This is a genomic window from Aureimonas phyllosphaerae, assembly GCF_900113065.1.
GTDB classification, from domain to species: domain Bacteria; phylum Pseudomonadota; class Alphaproteobacteria; order Rhizobiales; family Rhizobiaceae; genus Aureimonas; species Aureimonas phyllosphaerae.
Genome location: NZ_FOOA01000005.1, coordinates 17,438 through 43,435 on the forward strand (window position 1 = coordinate 17,438; position 25,998 = coordinate 43,435).

A 25,998-nucleotide genomic window follows, 5' to 3' on the forward strand; every position below is an offset into this window, starting at 1 on the left:
CCGATATGCCGGCCGGGCCGATGGCCTTGGCCGGGATGGTAGACGGTCGGTCGAGGAAAGAGTTGAGCGCATGACGGTATCCAGCAGGGCTCGCCAGGTTCATCCCGTCGTGATCGCAGGCGGCTCGGGAACGCGGCTCTGGCCGGTGTCGCGCGACACGATGCCCAAGCAGTTCGTCTCGCTTCTGGATTCCGGCCGCTCCACCTTCGAGGAGACGATTCTGCGCGTGTCCGGCCAGGGCTTCGCGCGCCCCGTCGTCGTCACCCATTCCGACTTCCGCTTCGTGGTCGCCGAGCAGCTCGCCGGCCTCGGGGTCGAGGCCGACATCGTGCTCGAGCCGGAGCGCCGCGATTCGGCGGCAGCCATCGCCGTCGGTGCGCTGATCGCGGCCGGGCGTGACGAAGACGCCGTCTGCCTGGTGCTCGCCGCGGACCATCTGATCCCCGACGGCGACCTCTTCACCGCCGACTGCCAGGAGGCCGCCGCGGCCGCGGCCGGCTTCCAGCGCATCATGCTCCTCGGCATCGAGCCGACCGGCCCGTCCACCGCCTACGGCTACATCGCGCCCGGCGCCCCGCTCGGCGACAGCGGCGCCTTCACGGTCGAGCGCTTCGCCGAGAAGCCGAACCGCGAGACGGCCGAGACCTATGTCGCGGAAGGCTATCGCTGGAACTCGGGCAACTTCGTCTTCCCGGCGCGCCTGATGCAGGAAGAGCTGTCGACCTATGCGCCCGAGGTCCTGAATGCCGCACGCGGCGCGCTGGAGGCCGCCGTGCGCGACCTCGACTTCCTGCGCCTCGACGCCGACGCCTTCGCCAGGGCCCCGCGCATCTCGATCGACTACGCCGTCATGGAGAAGACGCGGCGCGCCGGCGTTCTGAAGACGCGCTTCCGCTGGTCAGACATCGGCTCCTGGGACGCCATGTTCGACGTCAAGGACAAGGACGCGGCCGGCAACGTCCTCGAGGGCGCCGTCAGCGTCCTCGACACGCACGGCTCCTTCGTACGCTCCGACGAGGTGCTGACGACCGTCGTCGGCCTCGACGACGTCGTCGTGGTGACGACGCCCGACGCCGTTCTCGTCACCTCGCGCGAGCGGGCCGGCGAGGTGAAGTCGCTGGTCGCCAAGCTTCATGCCGAGAAGCGTCCCGAGGCCGGGCAGCACCACCGCATCCACCGCCCCTGGGGCTGGTACCAGCGGATCGACATCGGCGACCGGTTCCAGGTCAAGCATATCTGCGTCAAGCCGGGCGGCATCCTCAGCCTGCAGCGCCATTACCACCGCGCCGAGCACTGGGTCGTCGTGCGCGGCACCGCCGAGGTGACGGTCGACGGCGCGGTCAAGCTCTTCCACGAGAACGAGGCGGCCTACCTGCCGATCGGCTGCACCCACCGCCTGCACAATCCCGGCAAGATTCCGCTGAAGCTCATCGAGGTCCAGGTCGGCTCCTATACCGGCGAGGACGACATCGTGCGCATCGAGGACATCTACGCCCGCAATTGAGCCCGGCGGCTCCTGTTGCGTGCGGAACGAAGCTGAAGGGCAGGCCGGCGGATGAGCAGCTTGAAGTTCGGAACCAGCGGCCTGCGCGGCCTGGTGGTGGATCTCGTCGGCGGTCCGGCGGCCACCTGGACCGCGGCGTTCCTCGCCCATCTCGACGCGGCGGGCCTGAGCCCGGCCACGCGCGAGGTGATCGTCGGGCAGGACCTGCGCTCGTCGAGCCCGCAGATCGCCGCCGACTGCCTGCGCGCCGCGAGCGCCTGGGGCTGGCACGCGCTCGACGCCGGCGCGCTGCCGACGCCGGCGCTCGCGCAGGAGGCGATCCGGCGCGGCGCGGCCGCGGTGATGGTGACGGGCAGCCATATCCCGGACGATCGCAACGGCCTGAAGTTCTATCGCCCCGACGGCGAGATCACCAAGGCCGACGAGACCGGTATCCGCGCCGCCTTCGAGGCGGGGCAGCAGGCCGGTGAGGCGGGTGGGGAGCCCCGGACGCTCGAAGGCCTCACCGAGACCTACATCGACCGCATCGTCGGCTTCTTCGGGCCGGAGGCCCTGTCCGGTCTGCGGGTCGGCGTCTACCAGCAGAGCTCGGTCGCCCGCGACGTGCTCACTGAGGCGCTGGGCCGCCTCGGCGCCTCGCCCGAGCCGCTCGCCCGTGCCGACCGCTTCATTCCCGTCGACACCGAGGCGCATCGCCCGGAGGATCTCGACCTCATCGTCGGCTGGACGGCGGACGGTCGGTTCGACGCCATCGTCTCGACCGACGGCGACGCGGACCGGCCGCTTCTAGCTGACGAGCGCGGCCGCATCGTGCGCGGCGATCTTCTTGGGCTCCTGACCGCCCGCCGGCTCGGCGCCGACATCGTGGTGACGCCGGTCACCTCGTCGTCGAGCCTCGAGCGCGCGCCGTTCCTCTCGCAGGTCGTGCGCACCCGCGTCGGCTCGCCCTTCGTGATCGAGGGAATGGAAGGCGCGGCGGGATCGGGCACCGTCGTCGGCTTCGAGGCGAACGGCGGCGTCCTCGTCGGTTCGGACGTGGAGCGGGACGGGCGCCGTCTGTCCGCGTTGAAGACGCGCGATGCGCTGCTTCCGATCGTCGCGACGCTCGCCGAGGCGAAGGCCGCCGGCCAGTCCGTGTCGCGTGTCGTCGAGGGCCTGGAGGCGGGCGCGGCGGCGGCCGATCGCCTGCCCGAAATCGCGGCTGACAAGAGCACGCCCTTCCTCGCCATGCTGGCGGCGGGGGGCGAGGATGCCCGGGCCTTCTTTGCCGAGCGCGGCACGATCGAGGACGTCAACACGTTCGACGGCGTGCGCACGACGCTCGCCGATGGCTCGACCGTTCACTACCGCGCCTCCGGCAACGCGCCGGAGCTGCGCTGCTATGTCGAGGCCGGGAGCGAGCCCGCCGCGGCCGAGCTTCTCGCCTGGGGTCTCGAAGCCGCCCGGCGTCGCCTCGGCGCCTGAGGTCCAAGAGCCCGTCCGGAAAGTCCCCGGCGGAGGATGGGCGAGGGATTTTCGTCGCCCATGAGGCGCCGAACGCAGTCGATGCCGGCGGCGTCAGTGAGAATCGGTCACGAAATGGGTGAGGGAAAGTACCGCCGAGCCGACCCGGCGGACTTTCCGGACGGGCTCTAAAGAAGGCGGTCGAGGACGGCCTTCGTCGATACGCGCCAGTCGGGCAGGACGAGGCCGTAGACCCGGCCGAGCTTCTCGCCCGATAGGCGCGAATTGGCCGGTCGGCGCGCCGGCGTCGGATAATCCGCCGTGCCGATCCGCCCGACGGTGACGCGCTTGCCGGTGCGGGCCTCCCGTTCCGCGAAGATCGTCTCCGCAAAATCCGCCCACGTCGCTTCGCCCGAACCCGTCAGATGGAAGGTGCCGCGCAGGTTCGGATCGGGGTCCGCCGCCAGGCGCCGCGCGACCGCGATCACCGCGTCGGCGATATCGAGCGCGCTCGTCGGCGTGCCGTGCTGGTCGGCGACGACGTTCACCGCGTCGCGCGTCTCGCCGAGCCGCAGCATGGTCTTCAGGAAGTTCGCGCCGAAGGGCGAGTAGACCCAGGCCGTGCGCAGGATCGCATGGTTCGGCTGCGCTTGTGCAATGCGTCGCTCGCCTTCGAGCTTCGAGCGACCGTAGACCGACACCGGTCCGGTCGGATCGCTTTCGACATAAGGGTCGGTCTTCTCGCCTGAGAACACGTAGTCGGTCGACAGGTGGACGATGGGGACATCGAGTTCGGCGGCCACCGCCGCCAGCGCCGCGGGGCCCTCGGCGTTGACCGCAAAGGCGAGATCCGGCTCGCTCTCCGCCTTGTCCACCGCTGTGTAGGCCGCGGCCGAGACGATCGCATCCGGCCGGGCGGCGGAGACGGCGGCGCGGATCGAGGCGGCATCGGCCAGATCGAGGTCCGGTCGGCCGAGTGCGACGATGTCCACGCCCGCGGCCGGACCGCGCTCCAGAAGGGCCGAGACCACCTGTCCCTGCCGGCCCGTCACCACGATGCGCATCGATCGATCCCCATGCCTCGAGTCGTTCGCCCCTCCTTACGGCGTGAGCGGCGCCGTTTCGAGCAAAAAGGTTGGCCCAGCCTCTCGCGACGCCTCGGAGAGCCAGGACCGGAAGGCTGACATCGCGGAGGTCTCGGGACGCGAATTCAGGCGGGTGAGCCAGTAGCGGCCGAGGTCGACGACGTCCGCGAAGGGCTGGACCAGCGTGCCGGCGACGAGGTGACGGTCGAAGAGGGCCGGCGGCGCGAGTGCCACGCCCACGCCCATCAGCGCCGCTTCGACCATGGCGAGCGAGGTGTCGAACACGATGCCGCCCGGCAGGCGGAGGTCGCCATGGAGACCGGCGGCCACGAACCACCGGGCCCATTCGTCCTGACGATAGGAGCGCAGCAGCCTCTGGCCGAGGAGATCCTCCGGCCGCGTCAGCGCGGCGGCGATCGCGGGCGTGCAGAGCGGGCTCAAGGGCGCGTCGAGGATCGGCACCGACCATGTGCCGTGCCACGCGCCGTCGCCGAAGCGGATGGCGTAGTCGAGCCCTTCGGCCGCCGGGTCGACGCGGTTGTTGTGGGTCGACAGGCGCAGGTCCACGAACGGGTGGCGCTCCGAGAAGTCGGACAGGCGCGGCACCAGCCAGCGGACCGCGAAGGTGCCGACGGCTCCCACCCGCAGCGTCTCGCGCATCGCGCCGTTCTCGAAGCGCGTCAGCGTACCCGCCATCCGGTCGAACGCGTCGCGCACGCCCGGCAGCAGCATCTCCCCCTCGCGCGTCAGCATCAGGCCGCGCGGCAGACGCTCGAAGAGCGCGGCGCCGAGCGACTGCTCCAGCGCCTTGACCTGATGGCTGACGGCCCCTTGCGTGACGTTCAGTTCGATCGCCGCGCGGGTGAACGACTGGTGGCGCGCCGACGCCTCGAAGGCCCGCAGCGCCGTCAGCGGCAGATAGGGCCTGGCCATCCTCGTCCCCCAATTTTTCTCATGGCTCGCCCGAGAATTCGTGGTTTGCGCCGGATGCCCGAAGTTCCGCAAATGCGGGTCAGAAAGATGCACCGGCGGACCGTCTCGCGGCCACCGCCACCCATAAGGTCAACGATCCATGCCCGCCAGCCCGACGCTCCGATCCCTTCTCTCCGGCCTTGCCATGGCGGCCTCTCTTGCCGCCTTGGTGTCGCCTGCGGCCGCCACCGATCCGGCGGCCGTCGAGCGCCAGGTCCGGTCGGTCATCGAGCCCGTCATGCGCGAGGCGTCCATTCCCGGCATGGCCGTCGTGGTGATCGAGAACGGTCGTCGCCATCAGTTCAATTTTGGTGTCGATGCGCCCTCGGGCGGCAAGCCGGTGACGGCGGACACGCTGTTCGAGCTCGGCTCGCTATCGAAGACCTTCACCGCGACGCTCGGCGCGACGGCGGAGGCCGAGGGGCACCTGTCGCTCTCCGACCCCGCCGAACGCTACGAGCCGGCCCTTGCGGGACACCCCATCGGCCGCGCGACGCTTCTCGACCTTGCGACCTATACGGCCGCCGGTCTGCCGCTGCAGTTTCCCGACGACGTGTCGGGCAATGAGGCGATCCTTCGCTATTTCCAGAACTTCCGGCCGGAGGTCGAGCCCGGAACGGTACGACGCTACTCCAACCCGTCGATCGGCCTCTTCGGCGATCTTGCGGGGCGCGCGACGGGAGAGGGCTTCGAAGCGACGATGACGCGCGACATCCTGCCCGCTCTCGGCCTTCGCAGCACGTTCCTGACGGTCCCGGAGCGCGAGATGCCCCGCTACGCTTTCGGCACCGCGCCGACCGGCGAGGCGATCCGCGTGTCGCCCGGCCCGCTCGACGGATCGGCCTACGGGCTGAAGTCCACGGCTACCGACATGGCGCGCTTCGTGGAGGTGCAGATCGATCCCTCCTCGCTGCCCGCCCCGCTTCGCGCCGGGGTCGAGGCGACCCATCTCGGGCACGCCCGGGTCGGTCCGATGGTGCAGGGGCTCGGATGGGAGCAGTATCCCTATCCGGTCGATGTCGAGATGCTTCTGACCGGCAACTCGGCCGACATGGCGTTGAAGCCGCAAACCGCGACGCGCCTCGATCCGCCACAGGCACCGCAGGGCGCGGTGCTCTTCAACAAGACCGGCTCGACCCGCGGCTTCGGCGCCTATGCCGCCTTCGTGCCGGAACGGCGGATCGGCGTCGTGTTCCTGGCGAACCGCAACTGGCCGAACGCGACGCGCGTGCGGGCTGGCCATGCGATCCTGTCGGCGCTGGACTAGAGCGCTGTCCGAGCGGATCGAACGGTCGTCATCGCCCTTCGGACGCCCGCTGCACCGCAGAGCGCTTTCGCCCCGTGCCGGCCTTGCTCGAGAACCGAAACCGCCTCAGTGCCGACCACCCGATCCGGTCGGAAAACGCTCCGGAGGCGACGCGTCAGCTCCGCTCGAAAAGAAGGCGCACGACGTTGTCCGGATCGGCCGGCTTCCGGAACACCGGCACGTCGTCGTATTCCTGGGGGATGATCCAGTCGTCGTAGCCGGTGACGAAGACGATCGGCACGCCGTGGCGGCGCAGCGCGTGGGCGACCGGAAAGACCTTGTCGCCCGCCAGATTGACGTCGAGGATCGCAGCATCGACTGGCCCGCCGCCTTCCAGGACGTTCAACGCATCGTCGACGCTCGCGACCGGCCCGACGACCTCGCCGCCACCTGCTCTCACCGCCGTGGTCAGCGCTTCGGCAGCGAAATACTCGTCCTCGACGATCAGGACGCGTTGGCCGGAGAGTTCGAAGGCAGAGGCTGTTAACATGGCGCAGTCCGCTCGCGCGCGATCCTTTTCTTGGGATGTAAGAGCTTTACAACCGCTTGGCGAATGAAATGGCGGTAAGAAACTCGTCTCGCCTACCGAAGCATTCCGCCCGGGCCGCCGATTGCCACCTTCGGGAGGGCGCGGCGGGCTTGTGCCGGCCCGTTTCCGCTCGTTAGATCAGGCGCACGATGGATCGGCCGAAGGACAGTGCGGATGGTTCCCGAGCCTTTCGACCACCTGCCACCGGACCTTCTCGCCGGCTTCGTCGACTGCCTCTGGCGGATGGACCGCGACGGAATCGTGACCGCCGGTGGACCGATTGCGAGCCATGCCGCCGATGCGTCGGCCTGGGCCGGGCGACGTTTCGTCGAGTGCGTCGAGCCGCAGGACCGGCATCGCGCCGAGCGCCTCTGGAGCGAAGCCGTGGTCGGGCAGGGGCCGGTCGAGGGTTCGCTTCGCCTCGCGGCCGACGGCGGGCGCGACCTTTTTCGCCTCCGCTTGGTACCCGTCACGAATGGGGGCTGGCACGGCATCGGCCGGCGCGTGTCGCAGGACGACCTGCAGGCCGAGGCTCACCGCCGGCTGATCGAGACGATCGACGACGGGTTCTGCACGCTCGAACTGATCCCGGGCGCCGACGGTCAGCCGGTCGACTACCGCTTCCTGTCGGTCAATCCCGCCTTCGAGCGACAGAGCGGCCTTGCCGATGCCGCAGGGCGCACCGCGCTCGAACTCGTGCCCGAACTGCCGCAGGAGTGGCTGAAGATCTACGGACGTATCGCCCGCAGCGGCGAGGCCGAGCGATTCGAGGAGGAACAGAAATCGCCGCACCGGTTCTACGAGGTCTACGCGACCCCGTTCGATCGGTCCGGCCTCGGCCGGATCGCCGTTCTGTTTCGCGACATCCTGCCCCGCCGAAAGGCCGAGGAACGGCTGTCCACCAGCGAGCGTCGGCTGACGACCCTCGTCCAGGGCATGCCGCAGCTCGTCTGGCGGGCCAGCGCCGCCGGCCGCTGGACCTGGGCAAGCCCGCAATGGGCGGCCTATACCGGCCAGGCGATGGTCGAGGCGAGCGGCTTCGGCTGGCTGAAGGCCGTCCATCCCGACGACCGGCAGCGCGTGGTCACCGCCTGGCGGGAGGCGGGCGCGCGCGGCGAGTTCCGAGCGGAGATCCGGATCCGCGGCGTGGAGGAGGGGGCCGAGCGCTGGTTCCAGGCGAGGGCGCTGCCGGTCCTCGACGAGCGGGGCAAGGTGGTGGAATGGATCGGCACCTCGACCGATGTCGACGAGATGCACCAGTTGCGCGGTCGGCAGGACGTCCTTCTCGCCGAGCTCCAGCATCGGACGCGCAATCTCCTCGGCGTCGTCACCTCGGTCGCCGAGCGCACCGCGCGCAACGCCGCCTCGCTGGAGGACTTCCTCCCCCGCCTGCGCGAGCGGCTGCTGGCGCTCTCGCGCATCAACGGGCTTCTGTCGCAGCTCGACCGCGGCCAGCGCGTCACCTTCGATTCATTGATTCGCGCCGAACTGGAGGCACGGGGGTTTCTCGACCCCGACGGCGACGCGCGGGTGCTCCTCGACGGGCCGGACGGGGTTCGCCTTCGCTCGGCCAGTGTCCAGACCTTCGCGCTGGCGATCCACGAACTTGCCACCAACGCCGTGAAATACGGGGCCCTGTCGCAGGACGAAGGCCGGCTCGCGGTGCATTGGCGGCTCTGCGAAGCCGACAGCGGCCTGCGCCGTCTCGTTGTCGACTGGATCGAAAGCGGGCCTGAGCGCCCGGTCGCCCCACCACCTCTGCCGGGCGGCGGCTACGGCCGGGAACTGATCGAAAAGGCGCTGCCCTACCAACTGAAGGCAAGAACCACCTACGAGATCGGGCCGGGCGGCGTGCGCTGCACGATCGACCTGCCGGTGGACTGAGCGGCCGGCGGCTTCCCTTCCGTCGCGGCTTGCGCCTCAGAAGCCGCTTGCGATCCGCGCATGGAGCGTGTGGACGGGTGAGCCTCGCCGCGGGGCGCTTCGCTCCGCCGCCAGCTCGAACCGGCCGATCATCTCATTCAAGGCCCCGACCTCACCCGACAGTTCGGCACAGGCGGCAGCCGATTCCTCCACCATCGCAGCATTGCGCTGGATCGAGCGATCGAGCGTTCCGACACCCGTGTTGACCTCGTCGAGCCCGTGCGCCTGGTTGCGGACGGCATCGACGATCACGCCGACATGGTCGTTCACGGCGGCGAACTTGTCGACGATGCTCTGCAGCGACACGCCGGCACGCCCCACGAGATCGACGCCCTCGGCCACCTGCTCGCGCGAGGTCGAGATCAGCGCCTTGATCTCCTTGGCGGCCTCGGCCGAGCGCTGTGCGAGCCCGCGTACCTCCTGCGCCACCACCGCGAACCCGCGTCCTGCCTCGCCGGCGCGCGCGGCCTCGACGCCCGCGTTGAGCGCGAGAAGGTTGGTCTGGAAGGCGATCTCGTCGATCACGCCGATGATCGAGCCGATCCGGTCGGAGGAGCCCTGGATCTTGCCCATCGCGTCCACCGCGACGCCGACGATGGAGCCCGACTGCTCGGCTTCGCGGCGGGTGCGGGCGACGAGTTCGCCCGCTTCCTCCGCCTTGCTGCTGGCAATCCGCATCCCCGAATTCATCTCGGACAGCGCCGCCGAGATCTCCTCCACCGCCGCGGCATCCTGTTCGGTGCGTCGGGCGAGGTCGTCGGACGCGGCGCGCAGGCCGTCGGCATTGGACTGGATCGAGGCACCGTTGCGGGAGATCGCGAGCATCGCCGCGCCGAGCGTTTCCACCGACCCGTTGAAGCTCTGGCGGATCGGATCGAGCGCGGGCGTGAAGGGCGTCTCGATGCGGCGATCGAGGTCGCCGCCCGCCAGCGCCGTCAACGCCTGGCCCAGCGTCCGGACGGCGCGCACACGCCCGCTGACGTCGGAGGCGAACTTCACGATCCTCGCGACCTTGCCGTCCAGTCCAAGCACGGGGTTGTAGGAGGCCTGGATGAAGACGTCCTGCCCGTCCTTGGCCACACGGCGGAACTCGTCGGCGATGAACTCGCCGGCGCGCAAGCGCGACCAGAACTCCGCATAGGCGGGAGAGGCCGCCTCGGCGCGATCCACGAACAGGCTGTGATGGCGGCCGACGATCTCGTCCAGCCGGTACCCGAAGGCCTTCAGGAACGACGGGTTGGCGGTGATGATCTCGCCGTCCAGCGTGAACTCGATGATGGCCTGGGAGCGGTCGAGCGCGGCGATCCGCGCAGAGCTGTCGATCTGTCGCTGCTTGGTGGCCGTGATGTCGTTGGCGAACTTGACGATCTTAACCGGCTTGCCCGCGCGGTTGAGGATCGGGTTGTAGTTGCCCCGGATGAAGACCTCGCGCCCGCCCTTGGCCAGGCGGCGGAACTCGTCGCACTCGAACTCGCCGCGGCGCAGCTTCGCCCAGAAGGCGGCGTATTCCGGCGAGGCGGCATAGGCATCCTCGACGAAGAGGCGGTGCGAGCGCCCGACGATCTCGCCTTCGGTATAGCCCATCAGGTCGCAGAAGTTGCGGTTCGCCCGCAGGATCTTGCCGTCGAGGTCGAACTCGATCATCGCCATCGACAGGTCGAGAGCCGAGAGGATTCGGTCGGCTTCCGAGGCGAACAGGCCACTCATGTCAGGATCTCCCGATGACGTGGGTCGAATCCTAAACGCCGCCTCTTAAAATCGCTTAAAAATTGATAGTACGATACATGCCTTCGTACCGAACGAAAGAATTGCTAAAAATTTCCCGATTAACTGCGTTCGGTCATGAATTATTAAGGAATATTGACTGGGCGGGGATTGACGGCAGTTTAACCTCACGAAAAGGCGAGGTGCCGTTATGACAATTGCAGCCGACGAGTGGGTCAAGCCGAACCCCCTGTCCAACCCCGAAAGTCTCGAGTTCCGCTTCCGGGCGCGTCGCTTCGCGCAGGTTGCGTCCCTGATCGAGGCGGCGCTCGCGACGCGCCGCGAGATCGAGATCCTCGATCTCGGCGGAACCGAGACCTACTGGAACATCGGCGCGGAGCTTCTGGCGCGCCATGCCGGGCGGATCACCATCACACTCGTCAACAACGAGGCGGCACCGGAGCCGCAGGGCGCAATGTTCCGCAGCCACTTCGGCAATGCGTGCGATCCCACGCTCTTCGACGGGCGGCAGTTCGATCTCGTCCACTCCAACTCGGTCATCGAGCATGTCGGCGACTGGGACGCGATGGTCGCCTTCTCCCGCACCGTCCACCGTCTCGGGTCGCGCCACTTCATCCAGACGCCGAACTACTGGTTCCCGCTCGAGCCGCATTTCCGCGTCGTCGGGTTCCAGTACCTGCCGATCGCCCTGCGCGCGGCGCTGACGCGCCACTTCAACCTCGGCTTCTTCCCGCGCGCGCGCAGCGCCGCCGAGGCTTGGAGCAATGTCCGCGATATCCGGCTTCTCGATGCACGCATGATGCGCACGCTCTTTCCGGGATCGCGGATCGAGATGGAACGCGTCGCCGGGCTCAACAAGTCGATCATGGCGATCCGCGACTGAGGCCGACAGGCGGGGCTAGCGCACCTTGTGCCGGTGCTGCCGGATCCGCCGCCGCAGGCGACCGATGAGATGTCGGCGCTTCGAGAGGGGCTCGAACATCTCGGCCGGGCCCTCGGGATCGAGGATCTTGTTGTCGGCGAGCCACGCCTCGACCTCGTTGAGCTCGGGCGTCTCGTAGGGGACGAGCGAGCGGCCGGGACCGCGCAGCGCCTCGATCGCCGCGATCAGGGATCCGCTCGTCGCCAACGCGCCTGACACTTGGTCGGGTCTGCGGCCGAGGTGCTCGGCGAGGAGATCGTTGCGGATGTCGACGATCGACCCCGCCGCGCCGTCCGGCGCCAGCGCGGCGTCCACCGTGACGTCGCATTCGGTGTCGAGCCGCATCGAGCGGTTGTTCATGTTGGACGAGCCGACGCGCAGGAACCGATCGTCGACGACGAGGATCTTGGCGTGGACGTAGATCGCCTCGCCGCCCTCGTTCACCGGATGGTACATGCGGAAACGGCCGTGACGGTCGAGCTGCCGGAGCGCCTCGACGAGGCGCGCGCGGGCCGTGTCCATCGCGATCGGCTCCAGCCACCCCTGCGCCGAGACCGGGTTGATCACGACGATCTCGGGGCCGTCCGGCTCCTCCAGTCGGTGCGCGATCGCCTCGGCGATGCGCCGCGAGGCGAAATACTGGCTTTCGGCATAGACGATGCGGCGCGCGGCGCGGATCTGGTCGACATAGAGGTCTTCGATCTCGTGCACCGCGTCGCGATGGCTGAGTTCGGGTGCCGAGCGCGACACGGCGATGTCGAGGTCGCGGAAGGTCGTCCACAGACCCTCGGGCCAGATCGCCGTCTCGCCCTCGATCGGCTTCGGGTCCGGCGCGCCGCCGGCGGTCAGCCAGCGCTGGCGACAGATCTCGCCGAGCCGGGCGGCAGCCGGGCCGGTCAGCGCCGTCGAGGCGTCGTGCCAGGGCTTGTAGCGGCGGCGCGTGAAGGGGCGGCGGCGCCGCTCGTCCTGGAACGCATGGGCCCGCGTGTCCCAGCGGTCGGCCGTCATGTCGATCCCGCCGCAGAAGGCGAGGGCATCGTCGATCACCACGATCTTCTGGTGGTGCGAGGAGCCGGTCGGATGGGCGCCGTCGAGCTTGGTGTGGATGCGTGGATGCGCCATCCACTTGAGGAGGGTGAAGAAGGTCGAGCCGCGCAAGAGCGTCTTCAGAGCGCCGACGTCCCAGCGAAGAAGGAAGATCTCGAGGTCCGGATTGCGCTCCACCAGCCAGAGCACGAAGTCGCCGAGCTTCTCCGGGCCTTCCGCCCCTGCCTCGTAGCCGAGCGCGATGCGGCCGTCGAAGTCCCAGCCGACCAGCATGATGCGCCGCCGCGCGGCCGTCATCGCCTGCCGGGCGAAGCGGAAATAGTCGTCGGCGTCGACGATCACCGACAGGCGGTCCGCCCGGTCGATCGCCATGCAGTTGCGCCCCGGCGCCAGGATCGTCGTCGGGGCGGCTCCGGCGGTCGCCTCTCTCACAGCATCCACGGCCGATGTTCCTTCTTCGCTCATGCCGCGGTGCGCGACCGCAGGTGTTCCATATCAGAGGCGGGACGCAAAGCCATGACGGGCGCCGTCCTCAGCGGACTTCCCCTGCCGCCTCGCGGCGCCGGAGGTCGAGCTCCTCGCTGTAGCGACGCAGCGTGTGGCTTTCGGTCAAGAGGCCGACGACGTTGCGCGTCTTCGCCCCGTCCACCACCGCCAGTGCCTCGCTCTCCGCCCGGTCGAAGAGGCTCGCCGCCTCGCGCGCGCTCATCTGCGGCAGGAGCACGGCGTCCTTCCAGCGCAGGAGGGTGTCGATCTTAGCCTCGAGGTCGGTCGCCTCGTCGGAATAGGCGTCGGCAACGAGCACGATGCCGGCATAGGCGCCCGTCGCGTCCACCACGACGACGCGCTGGGCGGAGCCGAGCGGGAAGTCGCGCCGGAAGGTCTTGAGGCTGGTTCCGAGCGTCGTGGTGCGAACGTCGGTGCGCATCATGCGGCCCACCGTCAGGTTGCGGATCCAGCCGACATCGTGGGCGCTGCGGATGTTCTCGCCGCGCAGGTGGAAGCGCCAGGTGGCGAAGGAATAGCCGAAGGTCTTGCGGGCGGTCAGCGATGCGGTGACGACGGCGGCGAGCGCCAGCGCGGTGATCGGGAAGTCGCCGGTCATCTCCAGCGCCAGGAAGGTCATCGTCATCGGTCCGCCGACGATGGTGACGGCGAGCGAACTCATGCCTACGATCGCGAAGGTGACGGGCGTCAGCGCCGTATGGGGGAAGATCCACGGCGCGGCCGCCGCAAAGAGGTTGCCGAGGAGCGCGCCCATGAAGAGCGAGGCGAAGAACAGGCCCCCGCGAAAGCCGCTGCCGATGGAGACCGCCGACGCCAGCGCCTTCAGCGCCAGGATCAGCGCGAGCATCGACAGGGAGGCGGGCAGGTCGAGCTGCAGATGGAGCGCGCCGTGGCCCGACGAGAGAACCTGCGGCGTGACGAGCGCCAGCGCCCCGACGAGGAGACCGCCCGCGATGGGGCGCAGCGGCGCCGGTAGGCCGGAGCCGCGGATGCCGCGCTCGACGCTCGTCACGCCCTTCATGATGGCGATGCCGAGACCGGCGGCGAGGACCGCAAGGAGGATCGCCGGCGGATAGTCGAGCGCCGTGATCCGGCCCGGCGTGCCGACCTCGATCAGGAAGGGGGCGGCCCCCAGGAGCTGTGCGACGAACGTGCCGCAGAGCGCCGCCGCCACGACGGGAGCGAGCGTGACGACGGAGTAGGTGCCGATGATGAGCTCGAACGCGTAGAAGGCGCCGGTGAGGGGTGCGTTGAAGGCGGCGGCGATGGCGCCCGCCGCGCCGCAGCCGACCAGCATGCGCAGGTCCCCCCGCCGCATCTCGAAGGCGGTGCCGAGGCGCGAGGCGAGCCCGCCCGACATCTGCGTGTAGGCGGCCTCCAGCCCGACCGAGGCGCCGAAGCCGTTGGACACGAGGTTCTGCACCACCACGATCACGCTGTCGCGCAGCGACATGCGCCCGCCATGCAGCGCGTTGGCCTCGATCGGATCGACCAGCGGCCGCGCCTTGCGCCTGCGTGTGGCAAACAGCCAGAGGCCGAGAAGCGCACCGCCGCAGGCCGGCAGGGCCGCGTGCCAGGGAGCGGCGAGGGCCGTCATCGAGCTGAGGTGCCCGTCGTCGGCCGAAAACAGAAGCATGTGCAGCGCCTGCGCCGCCCGGCCGATCGCGGTCACCACGAGGCCGGCGATCACGCCCACCACGCAGGCGACGATCACCAGTCCGATCTCGTTGCCGCGGACCCAGGCGCGGAAGCGGCTGGGTGCCTTGACCGGAACCGTGGTCGCCGGCGTCTCCTGTGGAGCCGTGCCTCCGTCCATCGTCGCGATCGCCGCCAGTTCTCGTCAGCCCTTCGTCCGGGCTACATAGGCCACGACCGGCAAAGGGCTCGCGCCGGCGGCGATCTTTCGTGAACCCCGAGCGCGTTCCGGCCGGATCGAACGGTCGTCATCGTCCTTCGGACGCGCGTTGCGCGGCGGAGCGCTTTCGCCCCGCGGCCACCAACCAACCCGGTCGGGAAGCGTGTTAGCCCGCGTCCGACCCCGGCTTGGTGCCGACCGACAGGCCGCCGGCGGCTTCCAGGCGCCGGTGCGCGGCCTTGGGCGGGCGGGCACGCAGCGAGGCGAGCCCCTCCAGCGCCAGCGGGCGAAGGTCCGCGCCGCCGGCGTCGACATGGGCGAAGATCATGTCGCGCATGCGCGGCGTCCAGAAGGCCGCGACGTGGTCGGCGACGCCGAGAACGCCCGGCTCGTGCGCCTGGCTTTCGAAGAAGCGCGCCACCTGGTTGACCATGGTGACGAGCTTCTGCGTCTCGCCCTCAAGGGGTTCGGGTGCCGCGCTCATTCGGCGGGCTCGGCGGCGGCCACGCGGCGCGAGGTGGCGGCGAACGAGTTGTAGCGCTCCTGCCAGTCGGTCGGCCCGTTGGACGGCGAGACCTGGACCGCCGTGACCTTGTATTCCGGACAGTTGGTCGCCCAGTCGGAGTAGTCGGTCGTCACGACGTTCGCCTGCGTCAGCGGATGGTGGAAGGTCGTGTAGACGACGCCCGGCGCGACGCGGTCGGTGATGAGGGCGCGCAGCGTCGTGTCGCCCGCCCGGCTCGCGACCTTGACGAAGGCCCCCTCGCGGATGCCGCGCTCCTCGGCGTCGTGCGGATGGATCTCGAGAAGGTCCTCCTCGTGCCACATCGTGTTGTCGGTGCGCCGCGTCTGCGCGCCGACATTGTACTGCGAGAGGATGCGGCCAGTCGTGAGAAGCAGGGGAAAGCGCGGGCCCACCTTCTCGTCGGTCGGCACGTATTCTGTGACGACGAAGAGGCCCTTGCCGCGCACAAAGCCTTCGAGGTGCATCAGCGGCGTGCCGAGCGGGGCCTTGTCGGTGACGGGCCACTGGAGGGTTTCGGTCTCCAGCCGCTCGTAGGAGACACCGGCAAAGGTCGGGGTGAGCGCCGCGATCTCGGCCATGATCTCGGAAGGGTGCCCGTAGTTCATCGGGAAGCCGAGGGCGTTGGCGAGAAGTTGCGTGATCTCCCAGTCGGCATAGCCGTTCTTCGGCTTCATGACGCGGCGCACGCGCTGGATGCGCCGCTCGGCGTTGGTGAAGGTGCCGTCCTTCTCGAGGAAGGTCGAGCCCGGCAGGAAGACGTGGGCGTGGACGGCCGTCTCGTTCAGGAAGAGGTCCTGCACCACGACGCATTCCATCGCGGCAAGACCGGCCGTCACGTGGCGCGTGTTGGGGTCGGACTGGAGGATGTCCTCGCCCTGGATGTAGATGCCCTTGAACTCGCCGGCGACGGCGGCGTCCAGCATGTTGGGAATGCGCATGCCCGGCTCGTCGTCGAGCTCGACGCCCCACATCGTCTCGAACAGCGCGCGCGCCGTGTCGTCCGACACGTGGCGGTAGCCCGAGAGCTCGTGCGGGAAGGAGCCCATGTCGCAGGCGCCCTGCACGTTGTTCTGGCCGCGCAGCGGGTTCACGCCCGCGCCGCGCTTGCCGATGTTGCCGGTCGCCATCGCAAGGTTCGCGATCGCCATCACCGTGGTCGAACCTTGCGAGTGCTCGGTGACGCCGAGGCCGTAGTAGATCGCGGCCCTGCCGCCGGTGGCATAGAGCCGGGCCGCGGCGCGAAGCTCTTCGGCCGGCACGCGCGTCATCGGCTCCGAGGCTTCCGGCGAGCGCGAGGCGTCGGAGACGAACTCCGCCCAGGCTTGGAACGCCTCGAGGTCGCAGCGCTCGCGCACGTAGCTCTCGTCGACGAGACCTTCGGTCACGATGACATGCGCCATCGCGGTGAGGACGGCGACGTTGGTGCCGGGGCGCAGCGGCAGATGGTGCGCGGCCTCGACATGCGGCGTCTTGACGAGATCGATGCGGCGCGGGTCGACGACGATCAGCTGCGCGCCCTCGCGCAGGCGCTTCTTCATGCGGCTCGCGAAGACCGGATGCCCGTCGGTCGGGTTGGCGCCGATCACGAGGATGACGTCGGCCTCCTCGACCGAATCGAAGTCCTGCGTGCCGGCCGAGGTGCCGAGCGTCGTCTTGAGGCCGTAGCCGGTCGGCGAGTGGCAGACGCGGGCGCACGTGTCGACGTTGTTGTTGCCGAAACCGGCGCGGATCAGCTTCTGGACGAGGAAGGTCTCCTCGTTGGTGCAGCGCGAGGAGGTGATGCCGCCGACGGAGTTGCGTCCGTACTTCGCCTGGATGCGCTTGAACTCGGATGCCGTGTGGGCGATCGCCTCCTCCCAACTCACCTCGCGCCAGGGCTCGGAGGTCGAGTTGCGGATCATCGGCGAGGTGATGCGCTCGCGGTGGTTGGCGTAGCCATAGGCGAAGCGGCCCTTGACGCAGGAATGGCCGTGGTTCGCCTTGCCGTCCTTCCACGGCACCATGCGCACCAGTTCCTCGCCCCGCATCTCGGCCTTGAACGAGCAGCCGACGCCGCAGTAGGCGCAGGTCGTCACCTTCGAGTGCTCCGGCACGCCCAATGCCACGACCGACTTCTCCATCAGCGTCGCGGTCGGGCAGGCCTGCACGCAGGCACCGCAGGACACGCATTCGGAGGAGAAGAAGTCCTCGCCTTGGCTGGGCGAAACGCGGCTGTCGAAGCCGCGGCCGGCGATCGTCAGCGCGAAGGTGCCCTGCACCTCCTCGCAGGCCCGCACGCAGCGCGAGCAGACGATGCATCTCGACGGATCGTACTGGAAATAGGGGTTGGAGAGGTCCTTCTCCATGAAGAGCGGGTTCGGGCTCCCGTGCTCGTGGGGATGCACGTGGTTCTCGCCGTGCTGGCCGTAGCGCACCTCGCGCAGGCCGACCTCGCCGGCCGTGTCCTGCAGCTCGCAGTCGCCGTTCGCCGAACAGGTGAGGCAATCCAGCGGGTGGTCGGAGATGTAGAGTTCCATCACGCCGCGGCGGAGCTTGGCGATCCGGTCGGTCTGGGTCTTCACCACCATGCCGTCGGCGGCGAGCGTCGTGCACGAGGCGGGCGTTCCGCGCATGCCTTCCACTTCGACGAGGCACATGCGGCAGGAGCCGAAGGGCTCGAGACTATCCGTCGCGCAGAGCTTCGGGATCTTGGTGCCCATCTCGGCGGCCGCGCGCATCAGCGAGGTGCCGGCGGGGACGGTTACCGTCTCGCCGTCGATCGTCAACGTGACGTGTTTCTCGGCGCGGCGAGCCGGGGTGCCGTAGTCGGTTTCGGGAACGAGAGACATGGTCGTGTCCTCCTTATTCCGCCGCCTCGAGCCCGGCCGGCAGGGGCTGAGCGTCGAGGTCGAAATCTTCGGGGAAATGGGTCATCGCGCTGGTTACGGGATAGGGCGTGAAGCCGCCGAGCGCACAGAGCGAGCCGAACTTCATGGTGTCGCAGAGGTCGGCGAGCAGCGTCAGCTCCTTAGCCACCGGCTGGCCCGCCGAGCGCTTCTCGAGGATGCGGTCGACGGTCTCGACGCCGCGCACCGCGCCGATGCGGCAAGGCGTGCACTTGCCGCAGCTTTCCGCGGCACAGAACTCCATGGCGAAGCGTGCCATATGGGCCATGTCGACCGTGTCGTCGAAGACCGTGATGCCGCCGTGGCCGATGAGCCCGTCCTTTGCCGTGAAGGCCTCGTAGTCGAAGGGCGTGTCGAAGAGGGACGGGGGGAAGTAGGCGCCGAGCGGGCCCCCGACCTGAACCGCGCGCACCGGACGGCCCGACGCCGTGCCGCCGCCGATCTCATGCACGAGTTCGCCGAGCGTGATGCCGAAGGGCACCTCGACGAGGCCGCCATACCGGACGTTGCCGGCCAGCTGGATCGGCATCGTGCCGCGCGAGCGCCCGAGGCCGAGCCGCTCGTAGGCTTCCGGCCCTTCAGCGAAAATCGCCGGGACGGCGGCGAGCGACAGGACGTTGTTAACCACGGTCGGCTTGCCGAAGAGACCCTGGAGGGCCGGCAGTGGCGGCTTGGCGCGCACGATGCCGCGCTTGCCCTCGATGGAGTTGAGGAGGGACGTCTCCTCGCCGCAGACATAGGCGCCGGCACCGACACGCACCTCCATGTCGAAGGCGAGGCCCGACCCGCCGACCGAAGCACCGAGCCAGCCGGCCTGACGCGCCCCGGCGATCGCGTGCTCCATCGCCTCGATCGCGTGCGGATATTCCGAGCGGATATAGATGTAGCCATAGGTCGCGCCGACGGAGACGCCAGCGATGCACATGCCCTCGACCAGCCGGAACGGATCTCCCTCCATCGTCATCCGGTCGGCGAAAGTGCCCGAATCGCCTTCGTCGGCATTGCAGACGACGTATTTCTGCGCCGCCGCTGCCTTGCGGACGGTCTCCCATTTGATGCCGGTCGGAAAGCCCGCACCGCCGCGGCCGCGAAGGCCCGAGGCCGTCACGGTCCGCACCCGCGCCTCGGCATCCTCTTTCAGCGCCGCCGACAGGCCGCGCCAGCCGCCGTGGGCGGCATAGTCGGATTCCGAGCGCGGATCGACGATGCCGCAGAGCGCCATGGTGGAGCGCGTCTGGCGGGCGAGGAACGGATGGTCTTCCGGCCGGCCGATCCGCGACGGATGGTCCGCGCCGTCGAGCATCCCGGCCGCCAGCAGCGCGTCGACGTCGGCGGCCGCGACCGGCCCGTAGCCGATGCGCCCCTCGGCGGTCTCGACCTCGACCAGCGGCTCCAGCCAGTGCATGCCGCGCGAGCCCGTGCGCACGATCTCGACGGCGCGGCCCGACGCTTTGAGCGCCGCCGCGACCTCGTTGGCGCCGACGGCGACGGCTGCCGCATCGCGCGGCACGAAGATGCGGGTCGTCGGGGTCATCGCATCGCCTCCTCGATGATGGCGGTCAGGCGGTCCGCGGTCAGGCGGCCGTGGATGCGGCCGTCGACCATCGCGGCGGGCGCGACGGAGCAGAGGCCGAGGCAGTAGACGGGCTCCAGCGTCGCCGCGCCGTCGCCGGTCGTGCCCTTCATCGGCACGCCGAGGAGGTCCTTGGCTGCCGCCTGCAATGCGCGGCCGCCCGCGGCCTGGCACGCCTCGGCAGAGCAGAGCTTGACCACGGTTCGCCCGGCCGGAAGGCGGCGGAAGTCGTGATAGAAGGTGAGGACGCCGTGGACGTCCGCGCGCGACAGGTTCAGCGCCGCCGCGATCGCGGGCACTGCCGCGTCGTCCACCATGCCGAACTCGGCCTGCACGTCGTGCAGGATCGGCAGGAGGGCGCCCGGCTTTCCCGCATGGGCGGCGATGATCTCATTCAGGCGCTCGGCATCGAAGGGCAGAGCGCGTCGCGCGGCATCGAGCATGTCGGTCTCCCGAGAAGGTCGGAAGCCGGCGCAGCCGAGGCGCGCGCCGGCTCGGGTGTCAGTCTAGAACAGGGCGGAGGCCTTCAGAAGCGTGATGTAGACGCCCCAGAGGAGCGGCAGGCCGACAGCGACCCAGGCGGCGATCGCCGGCCCGTTGAAGCCGCCGCGGCCGATGCCGTGGTCGCCGAACGCGGGCGCCGCCGCAGCGCCGCCCCGCGCCGCCGTCGCCACGCCCTTTGCCTCCTGTCGCATCTGGTATGTCTCGGCCACCGGCCGGACCAGGAGGTTGGCGACGAAGCCGACCGCCAGAAGCGCCGCCACCGTGAAGAAGATCGGCTGATAGACCGCCTCGCGCGGCACGCCGGCCGCGATCTGCGCGTCGCGGATGTTGCCGGTGATGAGACCGCCGAAGACGCCGGCGAGCGACCAAGCCGTGAGGAGGCGTCCGTGGATCGCGCCGACGAACTTCGTGCCGAAGACGTCGGCGAGATAGGCCGGGACGGTGGCGAAACCGCCGCCATACATCGAGGCGATCACGCAGAACGAGGCGACGAAGAGGAACAGGATCCCGCTCGATGCCGAGAAGGGGATCAGCGCCGCGTAGAGCGCGATGCCGAGCGCCAGGATCACCGCGTACATCGTCTTGCGGCCGAGCCGGTCGGAGAAGGAGGCCCAGAAGAAGCGGCCGCCGATGTTGAAGAGCGAAACGAGGCCGACGAAGCCGGCGCCGACGGCGGCGGCGGCCGTGCGCTGCTCGGGCGTGAAGTCGAGGAAGGCGGTGCCGGCCGCGCCGATCAGGCGGCCGCCGAAAATTTCCTGCAGCATCGGCGAGGCGACGCCGATGAGGCCGATCGATGCGGTCACGTTGGTCAGGAGCACGACCCAGATCAGCCAGAACTGCGGCGTCTTGTGCGCGTCCTTGAGGTGCACGTCGCCGGTCGCGATCATGCGCGTGCCGGCGGCCGCTGGCGGCGTCCATCCGGACGGGCGCCAGTTCTCCGGCGGCACGCGGTAGCCGAGCGCGCCCGAAACCATGAACACGAAATAGCCTGCGGCCAGCACCAGGAAGGTCTGCCAGACGCCGACGCCCGCGGGGCTCGCGAAATGGCGCATCAGGATGTCGGCGAGCGGCGAGCCGATCATCGCACCGCCGCCGAAGCCCATGATCGCCATGCCGGTCGCCATGCCGCGCCGGTCGGGGAACCACTTGATCAAGGTCGAGACCGGCGAGATGTAGCCGAGACCGAGGCCGATGCCGCCGATCACGCCCGAGCCCAGCCACATCAGCCAGAGCTGGTGGAGGTAGATGCCGAGCGCCGAGATCACCATGCCGCCGCACCAGCAGACGGCCGAGACGAGGCCGGCCTTGCGCGGGCCCGCCCGCTCCAGCCAGCCGCCCCAGATCGCCGCCGCGCCGCCGAGCACCACGAAGAAGAGGGTGTACATCCACAGAAGGTCCGACACACGCCAGTCGCACGTTGTCGTGAAGAGGGCCGTCATCAGGGTCATGCCCTCGCAGGCGACCGGCTGGGCGACGCCGATGGCGCGCGACAGGGGCAGCCAGAAGACCGAGAATCCGTAGGCCATGCCGATGCACAGATGGATCGCGAGCGCGCAAGGGGGGATCAGCCAGCGGTTGAAACCGGCCTTCGCCACCGTGTTCTCGCGGTCCAGGAACCCAACGCCCGGCGGGCGCGCGACATCGGCTGCAGAACTCATCGATCCTCCCCATGCAGGTGCGGGCGCGGCCTCCCAGCCGTTCGCCCGTCGTCGCAAAGGGTTGCGCCCAATTTAGAACGCGTCAAATGTTGTTGGAACGATCAATGATAGACGAACTCGATCACGAGGGCTCGTGAGGGGCACCGCCGTCGTCGCGTAAGGCGGCCACGCGCCGCCGGAAATCGGCGGAGCGCACGCAGGACAGGACCGCGCGGCTCTGGGCCGACATCGGATGGCGGTCGAGCACCACGAGCCCGACGGCCTGGGGGGGCGACGGGTCGTCGAAGGGGAGGATGCGGATCGCGGGATCGCGCTCGGCCGTGCCCGCATGGCTGTGCGGCAGGATCGACGACAGGTCCCCCATGCGCACCATCGACAGAAGGGCGGTATAGGAATTGGCGGTCGCGCGCGGCTGCACCTCCATGCCGATACTCGCCATCTGCGCGTCGAGGATGCGACGGTTCTGCATGTCGCGCGTCAGGAGGCAGAGCGGCGCGGCGGCCGCCTCCGCCCAAGAGATCGCCGAGCGACCGGCGAAGGGGCCGTCGGCCGGCGTCGCGAAGCGGTAGCGCTCCTCGTAGAAGGTCCAGGTGATGACCCCGCCGAGCGGTTCGTTCTCGAGATAGGTGACGCCGCCGTCGATGTCGTGGGCGTGGAGCGCGCGCTCGATCTCGCGCGAGGTCATCGACAGGATGACGAGCTGCAGATCGGGATGATCGGTGGCCAGCACCGGCGCGATCGCGCCGACCGCGGGCATCGCGGCGGGAATGACGCCGAGCCGCAGCCGCCCGGTCAGGCCGATGCCGGGCTTGCCGGCCGCGCGCAGCATGCCATCGCAGTCCGCCAGCATCTGCTGCGCCCAGGGGAGGGCGGCCTCACCCTCCGCCGTCAGCCCGACGAAGCGACGGTCGCGGCGCACCAGTTCGACGCCGAGGGCCGTCTCCAGCGAGGCGATGCCGGCCGACAGCGTCGGCTGCGTCACGCTGCAGCTTTCGGCCGCGCGCCGGAAATGGCCGAGCCGGGCGAGCGTCACGAAGTAGCGGAGGTGGCGTATCTGCATCGAGGCCTTTCGCGCCCGGCGGACGGAGCCGGGCGTTCGCGGAAGGCCGAGGGAATCGGGTGCCTGCCGCAAGGCGCCAGCGTGACGCGACGGCCCGCGCCGATCCAGTCCCCTTCGCGTGATGCGTCCCGAAACAACCCACGACGTCATTCTCGGGCGGAATGACGTCATGTGCTAACATCGCTTGAGAAACGCCTCCGCCGGAGCCAAGACTGGTGGAATACCGACGGCTCGCGAGCCTGCCGCGACGTCGTCCGTTGGACCCGGAAAGGATCAGCTTGTGAGCGACGCCGCCTTCGTCACGCCCGACCACATCCGCATCCGCTTTTCCCGGACGATGTCTGACATGTACCGGTCCGAGGTGCCGCAGTACGGAACGCTGATGGAACTCGTCGCCGAGGTCAACGCGGCGATGCTCGCCGCCGACCCGGCGCTGAAGGCCGATCTCGAACGCACTGACGACCTCGATCGCATCGACCTCGAGCGCCACGGCGCGATCCGCCTCGGCACGGCCGAGGAACTGTCCACGATGCGCCGGCTCTTTGCGGTCATGGGCATGGAGCCGGTCGGCTACTACGACCTGTCGGTGGCCGGCGTGCCGGTCCATTCCACCGCGTTCCGCCCGGTGCGCGAGGAGAACCTCGCCCGCAATCCGTTCCGCGTCTTCACCTCGCTTCTTAGGCTCGAACTCATCGAGGACGAGGCCCTGCGTCAGGAAGCGGCCGCCATCCTGTCGCGCCGGCGCATCTTCACGCCCGGCGCGCTGGCGCTGATCGAGCGGTTCGAGGCGGCGGGCGGCCTGACGGACGCGGAGGCCGAAGACTTCGTGCGCGAGGCGGTCGAGACCTTCCGCTGGCACCGCGAGGCGACGGTGGACGAGGGCACCTACCAGCGCCTGTCGACGGTGCACCGGCTAATCTCCGACGTCGTCTGCTTCAAGGGACCGCACATCAACCATCTGACGCCGCGCACGCTCGACATCGACGCCGTGCAGGCCGCCATGCCCGCGCGCGGCATCGCAGCCAAGGACGTGATCGAGGGGCCGCCGACGCGCCGCTGCCCGATCCTCCTGCGCCAGACGAGCTTTAAGGCGCTGGAGGAGCCGATCCTCTTTCGCGGCGCGGACGGCGCGCAGGCCGGCACCCATACGGCCCGCTTCGGGGAGATCGAGCAGCGCGGGCTGGCGCCGACGCGCAAGGGCCGCGCGCTCTACGACGACCTCCTATCGAAGGTGCGCGACGTGGGCGGCCAGGGCAATGCAGGCGCCGACTACGCCACGCGTCTTGCCGGCGTCTTCGAAGCGTTCCCGGACGATCACGAGACGCTGCGCCGTGAGGGGCTCGGCTACTACCGCTATGTTCCGACGGGCAAGAGCGGCGGAGCGGCGCCGGGGGCGCTCGACAGCCTGTCGCTCGAGGCGCTGATCGCGAGCGGCCATGTCGAGGCCTACCCGATCGTCTACGAGGACTTCCTGCCGGTTTCGGCGGCCGGCATCTTCCAGTCCAATCTCGGCGGGCAGGAACAGCGTAGCTACGCCGGCAACGCGAGCCGGGGCGCCTTCGTGGAAGCCCTCGGGGCCGAGGTCCGAGACGAATTCGAGGTCTACGAGGAGGCGCAGGCGCGCTCGATCGAGGCGGTGCGCGAGACGCTGCGCCACGCCCGCCGGCCCGACGTGGCCTGAGCATGAAGAACGATCCGCGCAGCCACGGCCTGTGGGAGGCCTCGGCGCCGCCCGCCCCGCCAACAGCGGCGTTGTCGGGCGAACTCGATGTCGACGTCGCGGTGATCGGCGGCGGCTTCACCGGCTGTTCGGCGGCGCTGCACCTTTGCGAGGGCGGCGCCAGCGTCGCGGTTCTGGAGGCCGAGGAGATCGGCTTCGGCGGGTCTGGCCGCAATGTCGGCCTCGTCAATGCCGGCATGTGGGTGATGCCGGACGATCTGCCGGGCGAACTCGGGGACGTCTACGGCGAGCGGCTGCTGCAGCTCCTCGGCGAGGCCCCGAGCGTCGTGTTCGAGCTCGTCGAACGGCATGCCATCCCCTGCGAGGCCGAGCGGCGGGGCACGCTCCATTGCGCGGTCGGGCCGAAGGGCCTCGACGAGGTGCGCGAGCGCGAGCGCCAATGGCGCGCGCGCGGCGCGCCGGTGCGGCTTCTCGATGCCGAGGAAACCGCCGCCAAGGTCGGCACCATGGCCTATGCCGGCGCGCTTCTCGACGAGCGGGCCGGCACGATCCAGCCGCTCGCCTATGCGCGGGGTCTCGCGCGTGCGGCGATCGCGGCGGGCGCGACGATCTTCACCGCGAGCCCCGTGATCGCGGCCACCGACGAGCGGGATGTCTGGCGTCTCGCGACGCCGACCGGCGTTGTGCGCGCAAGATCCGTCGTGGTCGCCACCGACGCCTACGGCACGGGCGTCTTCCCGCAGATCCGCCGGGAGCAGGTGCATCTGCCCTATTTCAACATGGCCACCCCGCCGCTCGGCGACAATGTCAGGCACTCGATCCTCCCCGAGCGCCAGGGCGCCTGGGATACGAAGGAGATCCTTTCCTCCTTCCGCTTCGACCAGGCCGGCCGGCTCGTGTTCGGCTCGGTCGGCGCCCTTCGCGGCGGCGGCCAGATGGTGCACCGGGATTGGGGACGCCGGGCGCTGGCACGGCTGTTCCCCCAGATCGCGGGCATCGACTTCGAATATCAGTGGTACGGCCAGATCGGCATGACCGAGAACAGCCTGCCGCGCTTCCACCGGCTGGGGCGCGACGTCGTCGCCTTCAGCGGCTACAACGGGCGCGGCATCGCGCCGGGCACCGTGTTCGGGCGCTGCCTCGCCCGGCTTCTTCTCGGTGAGATCGGCGAGGCCGATCTGCCGCTGCCCGTCACCGACCCTTTGCCCGCGCCACGGCGCGCCCTTCGCGAGGCCTATTACGAGGTCGGCGCGCAGGTCGCCCATCTGGCCGGCGCGCGGCTCTGATCCGCAC

Annotated in this window: 19 protein-coding genes; 7 read left to right on the forward strand and 12 right to left on the reverse strand. The window is 69.6% G+C overall.

Translation table 11 applies throughout. The features are described from left to right. The first annotated feature begins 70 nt into the window (after nucleotides 1-70). Both BM175_RS08465 and BM175_RS08470 read left to right on the forward strand, forming a co-directional pair. Nucleotides 71-1,504, forward strand: a complete 1,434-nt coding sequence (locus tag BM175_RS08465) for a mannose-1-phosphate guanylyltransferase/mannose-6-phosphate isomerase (protein ID WP_090961959.1) — start codon at nucleotides 71-73, stop codon at nucleotides 1,502-1,504. Between the two features lie 51 nt (nucleotides 1,505-1,555). Beyond that, complete coding sequence (locus BM175_RS08470; protein WP_090961962.1) at nucleotides 1,556-2,968, forward strand: phosphohexomutase domain-containing protein; 1,413 nt, start codon at nucleotides 1,556-1,558, stop codon at nucleotides 2,966-2,968. Between the two features lie 167 nt (nucleotides 2,969-3,135). Here the strand turns inward: BM175_RS08470 and rfbD are convergent, their stop codons facing one another. Further along, nucleotides 3,136-4,011, reverse strand: a complete 876-nt coding sequence (gene rfbD, locus BM175_RS08475; protein ID WP_090961965.1) for a dTDP-4-dehydrorhamnose reductase — start codon at nucleotides 4,009-4,011, stop codon at nucleotides 3,136-3,138. A 36-nt stretch (nucleotides 4,012-4,047) separates the two neighbouring features. Next, nucleotides 4,048-4,965, reverse strand: a complete 918-nt coding sequence (locus BM175_RS08480) for a LysR family transcriptional regulator (protein ID WP_090961968.1) — start codon at nucleotides 4,963-4,965, stop codon at nucleotides 4,048-4,050. Nucleotides 4,966-5,149: 184 nt separating this feature from the next. Here BM175_RS08480 and ampC point away from each other — a divergent pair, with 184 nt between their 5' ends. Next, nucleotides 5,150-6,271: a class C beta-lactamase gene (gene ampC, locus BM175_RS08485; protein WP_090961971.1), complete on the forward strand. Its 1,122-nt coding sequence runs from the start codon at nucleotides 5,150-5,152 to the stop codon at nucleotides 6,269-6,271. A gap of 154 nt (nucleotides 6,272-6,425) precedes the next feature. On the opposite strand, the gene BM175_RS08490 is transcribed toward ampC, so the two are convergent. Continuing rightward, on the reverse strand, nucleotides 6,426-6,800 hold the full coding sequence (locus tag BM175_RS08490) for a response regulator (RefSeq protein ID WP_090961974.1): 375 nt from the start codon (nucleotides 6,798-6,800) through the stop codon (nucleotides 6,426-6,428). 213 nt (nucleotides 6,801-7,013) lie between these two features. On the opposite strand from BM175_RS08490, the gene BM175_RS08495 reads away from it, so the two are divergent. Next, nucleotides 7,014-8,723, forward strand: a complete 1,710-nt coding sequence (locus BM175_RS08495; protein ID WP_090961976.1) for a sensor histidine kinase — start codon at nucleotides 7,014-7,016, stop codon at nucleotides 8,721-8,723. Nucleotides 8,724-8,759: 36 nt separating this feature from the next. On the opposite strand, the gene BM175_RS08500 is transcribed toward BM175_RS08495, so the two are convergent. Then, complete coding sequence (locus tag BM175_RS08500) at nucleotides 8,760-10,469, reverse strand: methyl-accepting chemotaxis protein (RefSeq protein WP_090961979.1); 1,710 nt, start codon at nucleotides 10,467-10,469, stop codon at nucleotides 8,760-8,762. Between the two features lie 208 nt (nucleotides 10,470-10,677). Between BM175_RS08500 and BM175_RS08505 the strand changes: the two genes are divergently transcribed. Then, entirely contained in the window at nucleotides 10,678-11,370 is a 693-nt protein-coding gene (locus BM175_RS08505) for a methyltransferase domain-containing protein (RefSeq protein WP_090961982.1), read from the forward strand. Nucleotides 11,371-11,385: 15 nt separating this feature from the next. Here the strand turns inward: BM175_RS08505 and BM175_RS08510 are convergent, their stop codons facing one another. The 8 genes from BM175_RS08510 to BM175_RS08545 all read right to left on the reverse strand — a co-directional run bounded on the left by BM175_RS08510 (nucleotide 11,386) and on the right by BM175_RS08545 (nucleotide 23,024). Then, entirely contained in the window at nucleotides 11,386-12,897 is a 1,512-nt protein-coding gene (locus tag BM175_RS08510; protein ID WP_342029223.1) for a phospholipase D-like domain-containing protein, read from the reverse strand. Nucleotides 12,898-12,988: 91 nt separating this feature from the next. Beyond that, nucleotides 12,989-14,779, reverse strand: a complete 1,791-nt coding sequence (locus tag BM175_RS08515; protein ID WP_090961988.1) for a chloride channel protein — start codon at nucleotides 14,777-14,779, stop codon at nucleotides 12,989-12,991. 205 nt (nucleotides 14,780-14,984) lie between these two features. After that, nucleotides 14,985-15,302, reverse strand: coding sequence for a formate dehydrogenase subunit delta (locus tag BM175_RS08520; protein ID WP_090961991.1), 318 nt, complete (start codon nucleotides 15,300-15,302; stop codon nucleotides 14,985-14,987). Further along, entirely contained in the window at nucleotides 15,299-18,172 is a 2,874-nt protein-coding gene (fdhF, locus tag BM175_RS08525) for a formate dehydrogenase subunit alpha (protein ID WP_090961994.1), read from the reverse strand. Before fdhF ends, BM175_RS08520 begins: the two co-directional genes overlap by 4 nt. A gap of 13 nt (nucleotides 18,173-18,185) precedes the next feature. Further along, complete coding sequence (locus BM175_RS08530; RefSeq protein WP_090961997.1) at nucleotides 18,186-19,763, reverse strand: formate dehydrogenase beta subunit; 1,578 nt, start codon at nucleotides 19,761-19,763, stop codon at nucleotides 18,186-18,188. Beyond that, nucleotides 19,760-20,245: a formate dehydrogenase subunit gamma gene (locus tag BM175_RS08535; RefSeq protein WP_090961999.1), complete on the reverse strand. Its 486-nt coding sequence runs from the start codon at nucleotides 20,243-20,245 to the stop codon at nucleotides 19,760-19,762. The genes BM175_RS08530 and BM175_RS08535 overlap by 4 nt, the downstream gene beginning before the upstream one ends. Nucleotides 20,246-20,308: 63 nt before the next feature. Beyond that, a complete protein-coding gene (locus tag BM175_RS08540; RefSeq protein ID WP_090962002.1) occupies nucleotides 20,309-21,964 on the reverse strand; it encodes an OFA family MFS transporter in 1,656 nt (551 codons plus the stop codon). Between the two features lie 121 nt (nucleotides 21,965-22,085). Beyond that, nucleotides 22,086-23,024, reverse strand: a complete 939-nt coding sequence (locus tag BM175_RS08545; RefSeq protein WP_090962005.1) for a LysR family transcriptional regulator — start codon at nucleotides 23,022-23,024, stop codon at nucleotides 22,086-22,088. A gap of 280 nt (nucleotides 23,025-23,304) precedes the next feature. Here BM175_RS08545 and hglS point away from each other — a divergent pair, with 280 nt between their 5' ends. Then, nucleotides 23,305-24,705: a 2-oxoadipate dioxygenase/decarboxylase HglS gene (gene hglS, locus BM175_RS08550; RefSeq protein WP_090962008.1), complete on the forward strand. Its 1,401-nt coding sequence runs from the start codon at nucleotides 23,305-23,307 to the stop codon at nucleotides 24,703-24,705. Between the two features lie 2 nt (nucleotides 24,706-24,707). Further along, nucleotides 24,708-25,991, forward strand: coding sequence for an NAD(P)/FAD-dependent oxidoreductase (locus BM175_RS08555; protein WP_090962011.1), 1,284 nt, complete (start codon nucleotides 24,708-24,710; stop codon nucleotides 25,989-25,991). Nucleotides 25,992-25,998 lie beyond the last annotated feature (7 nt).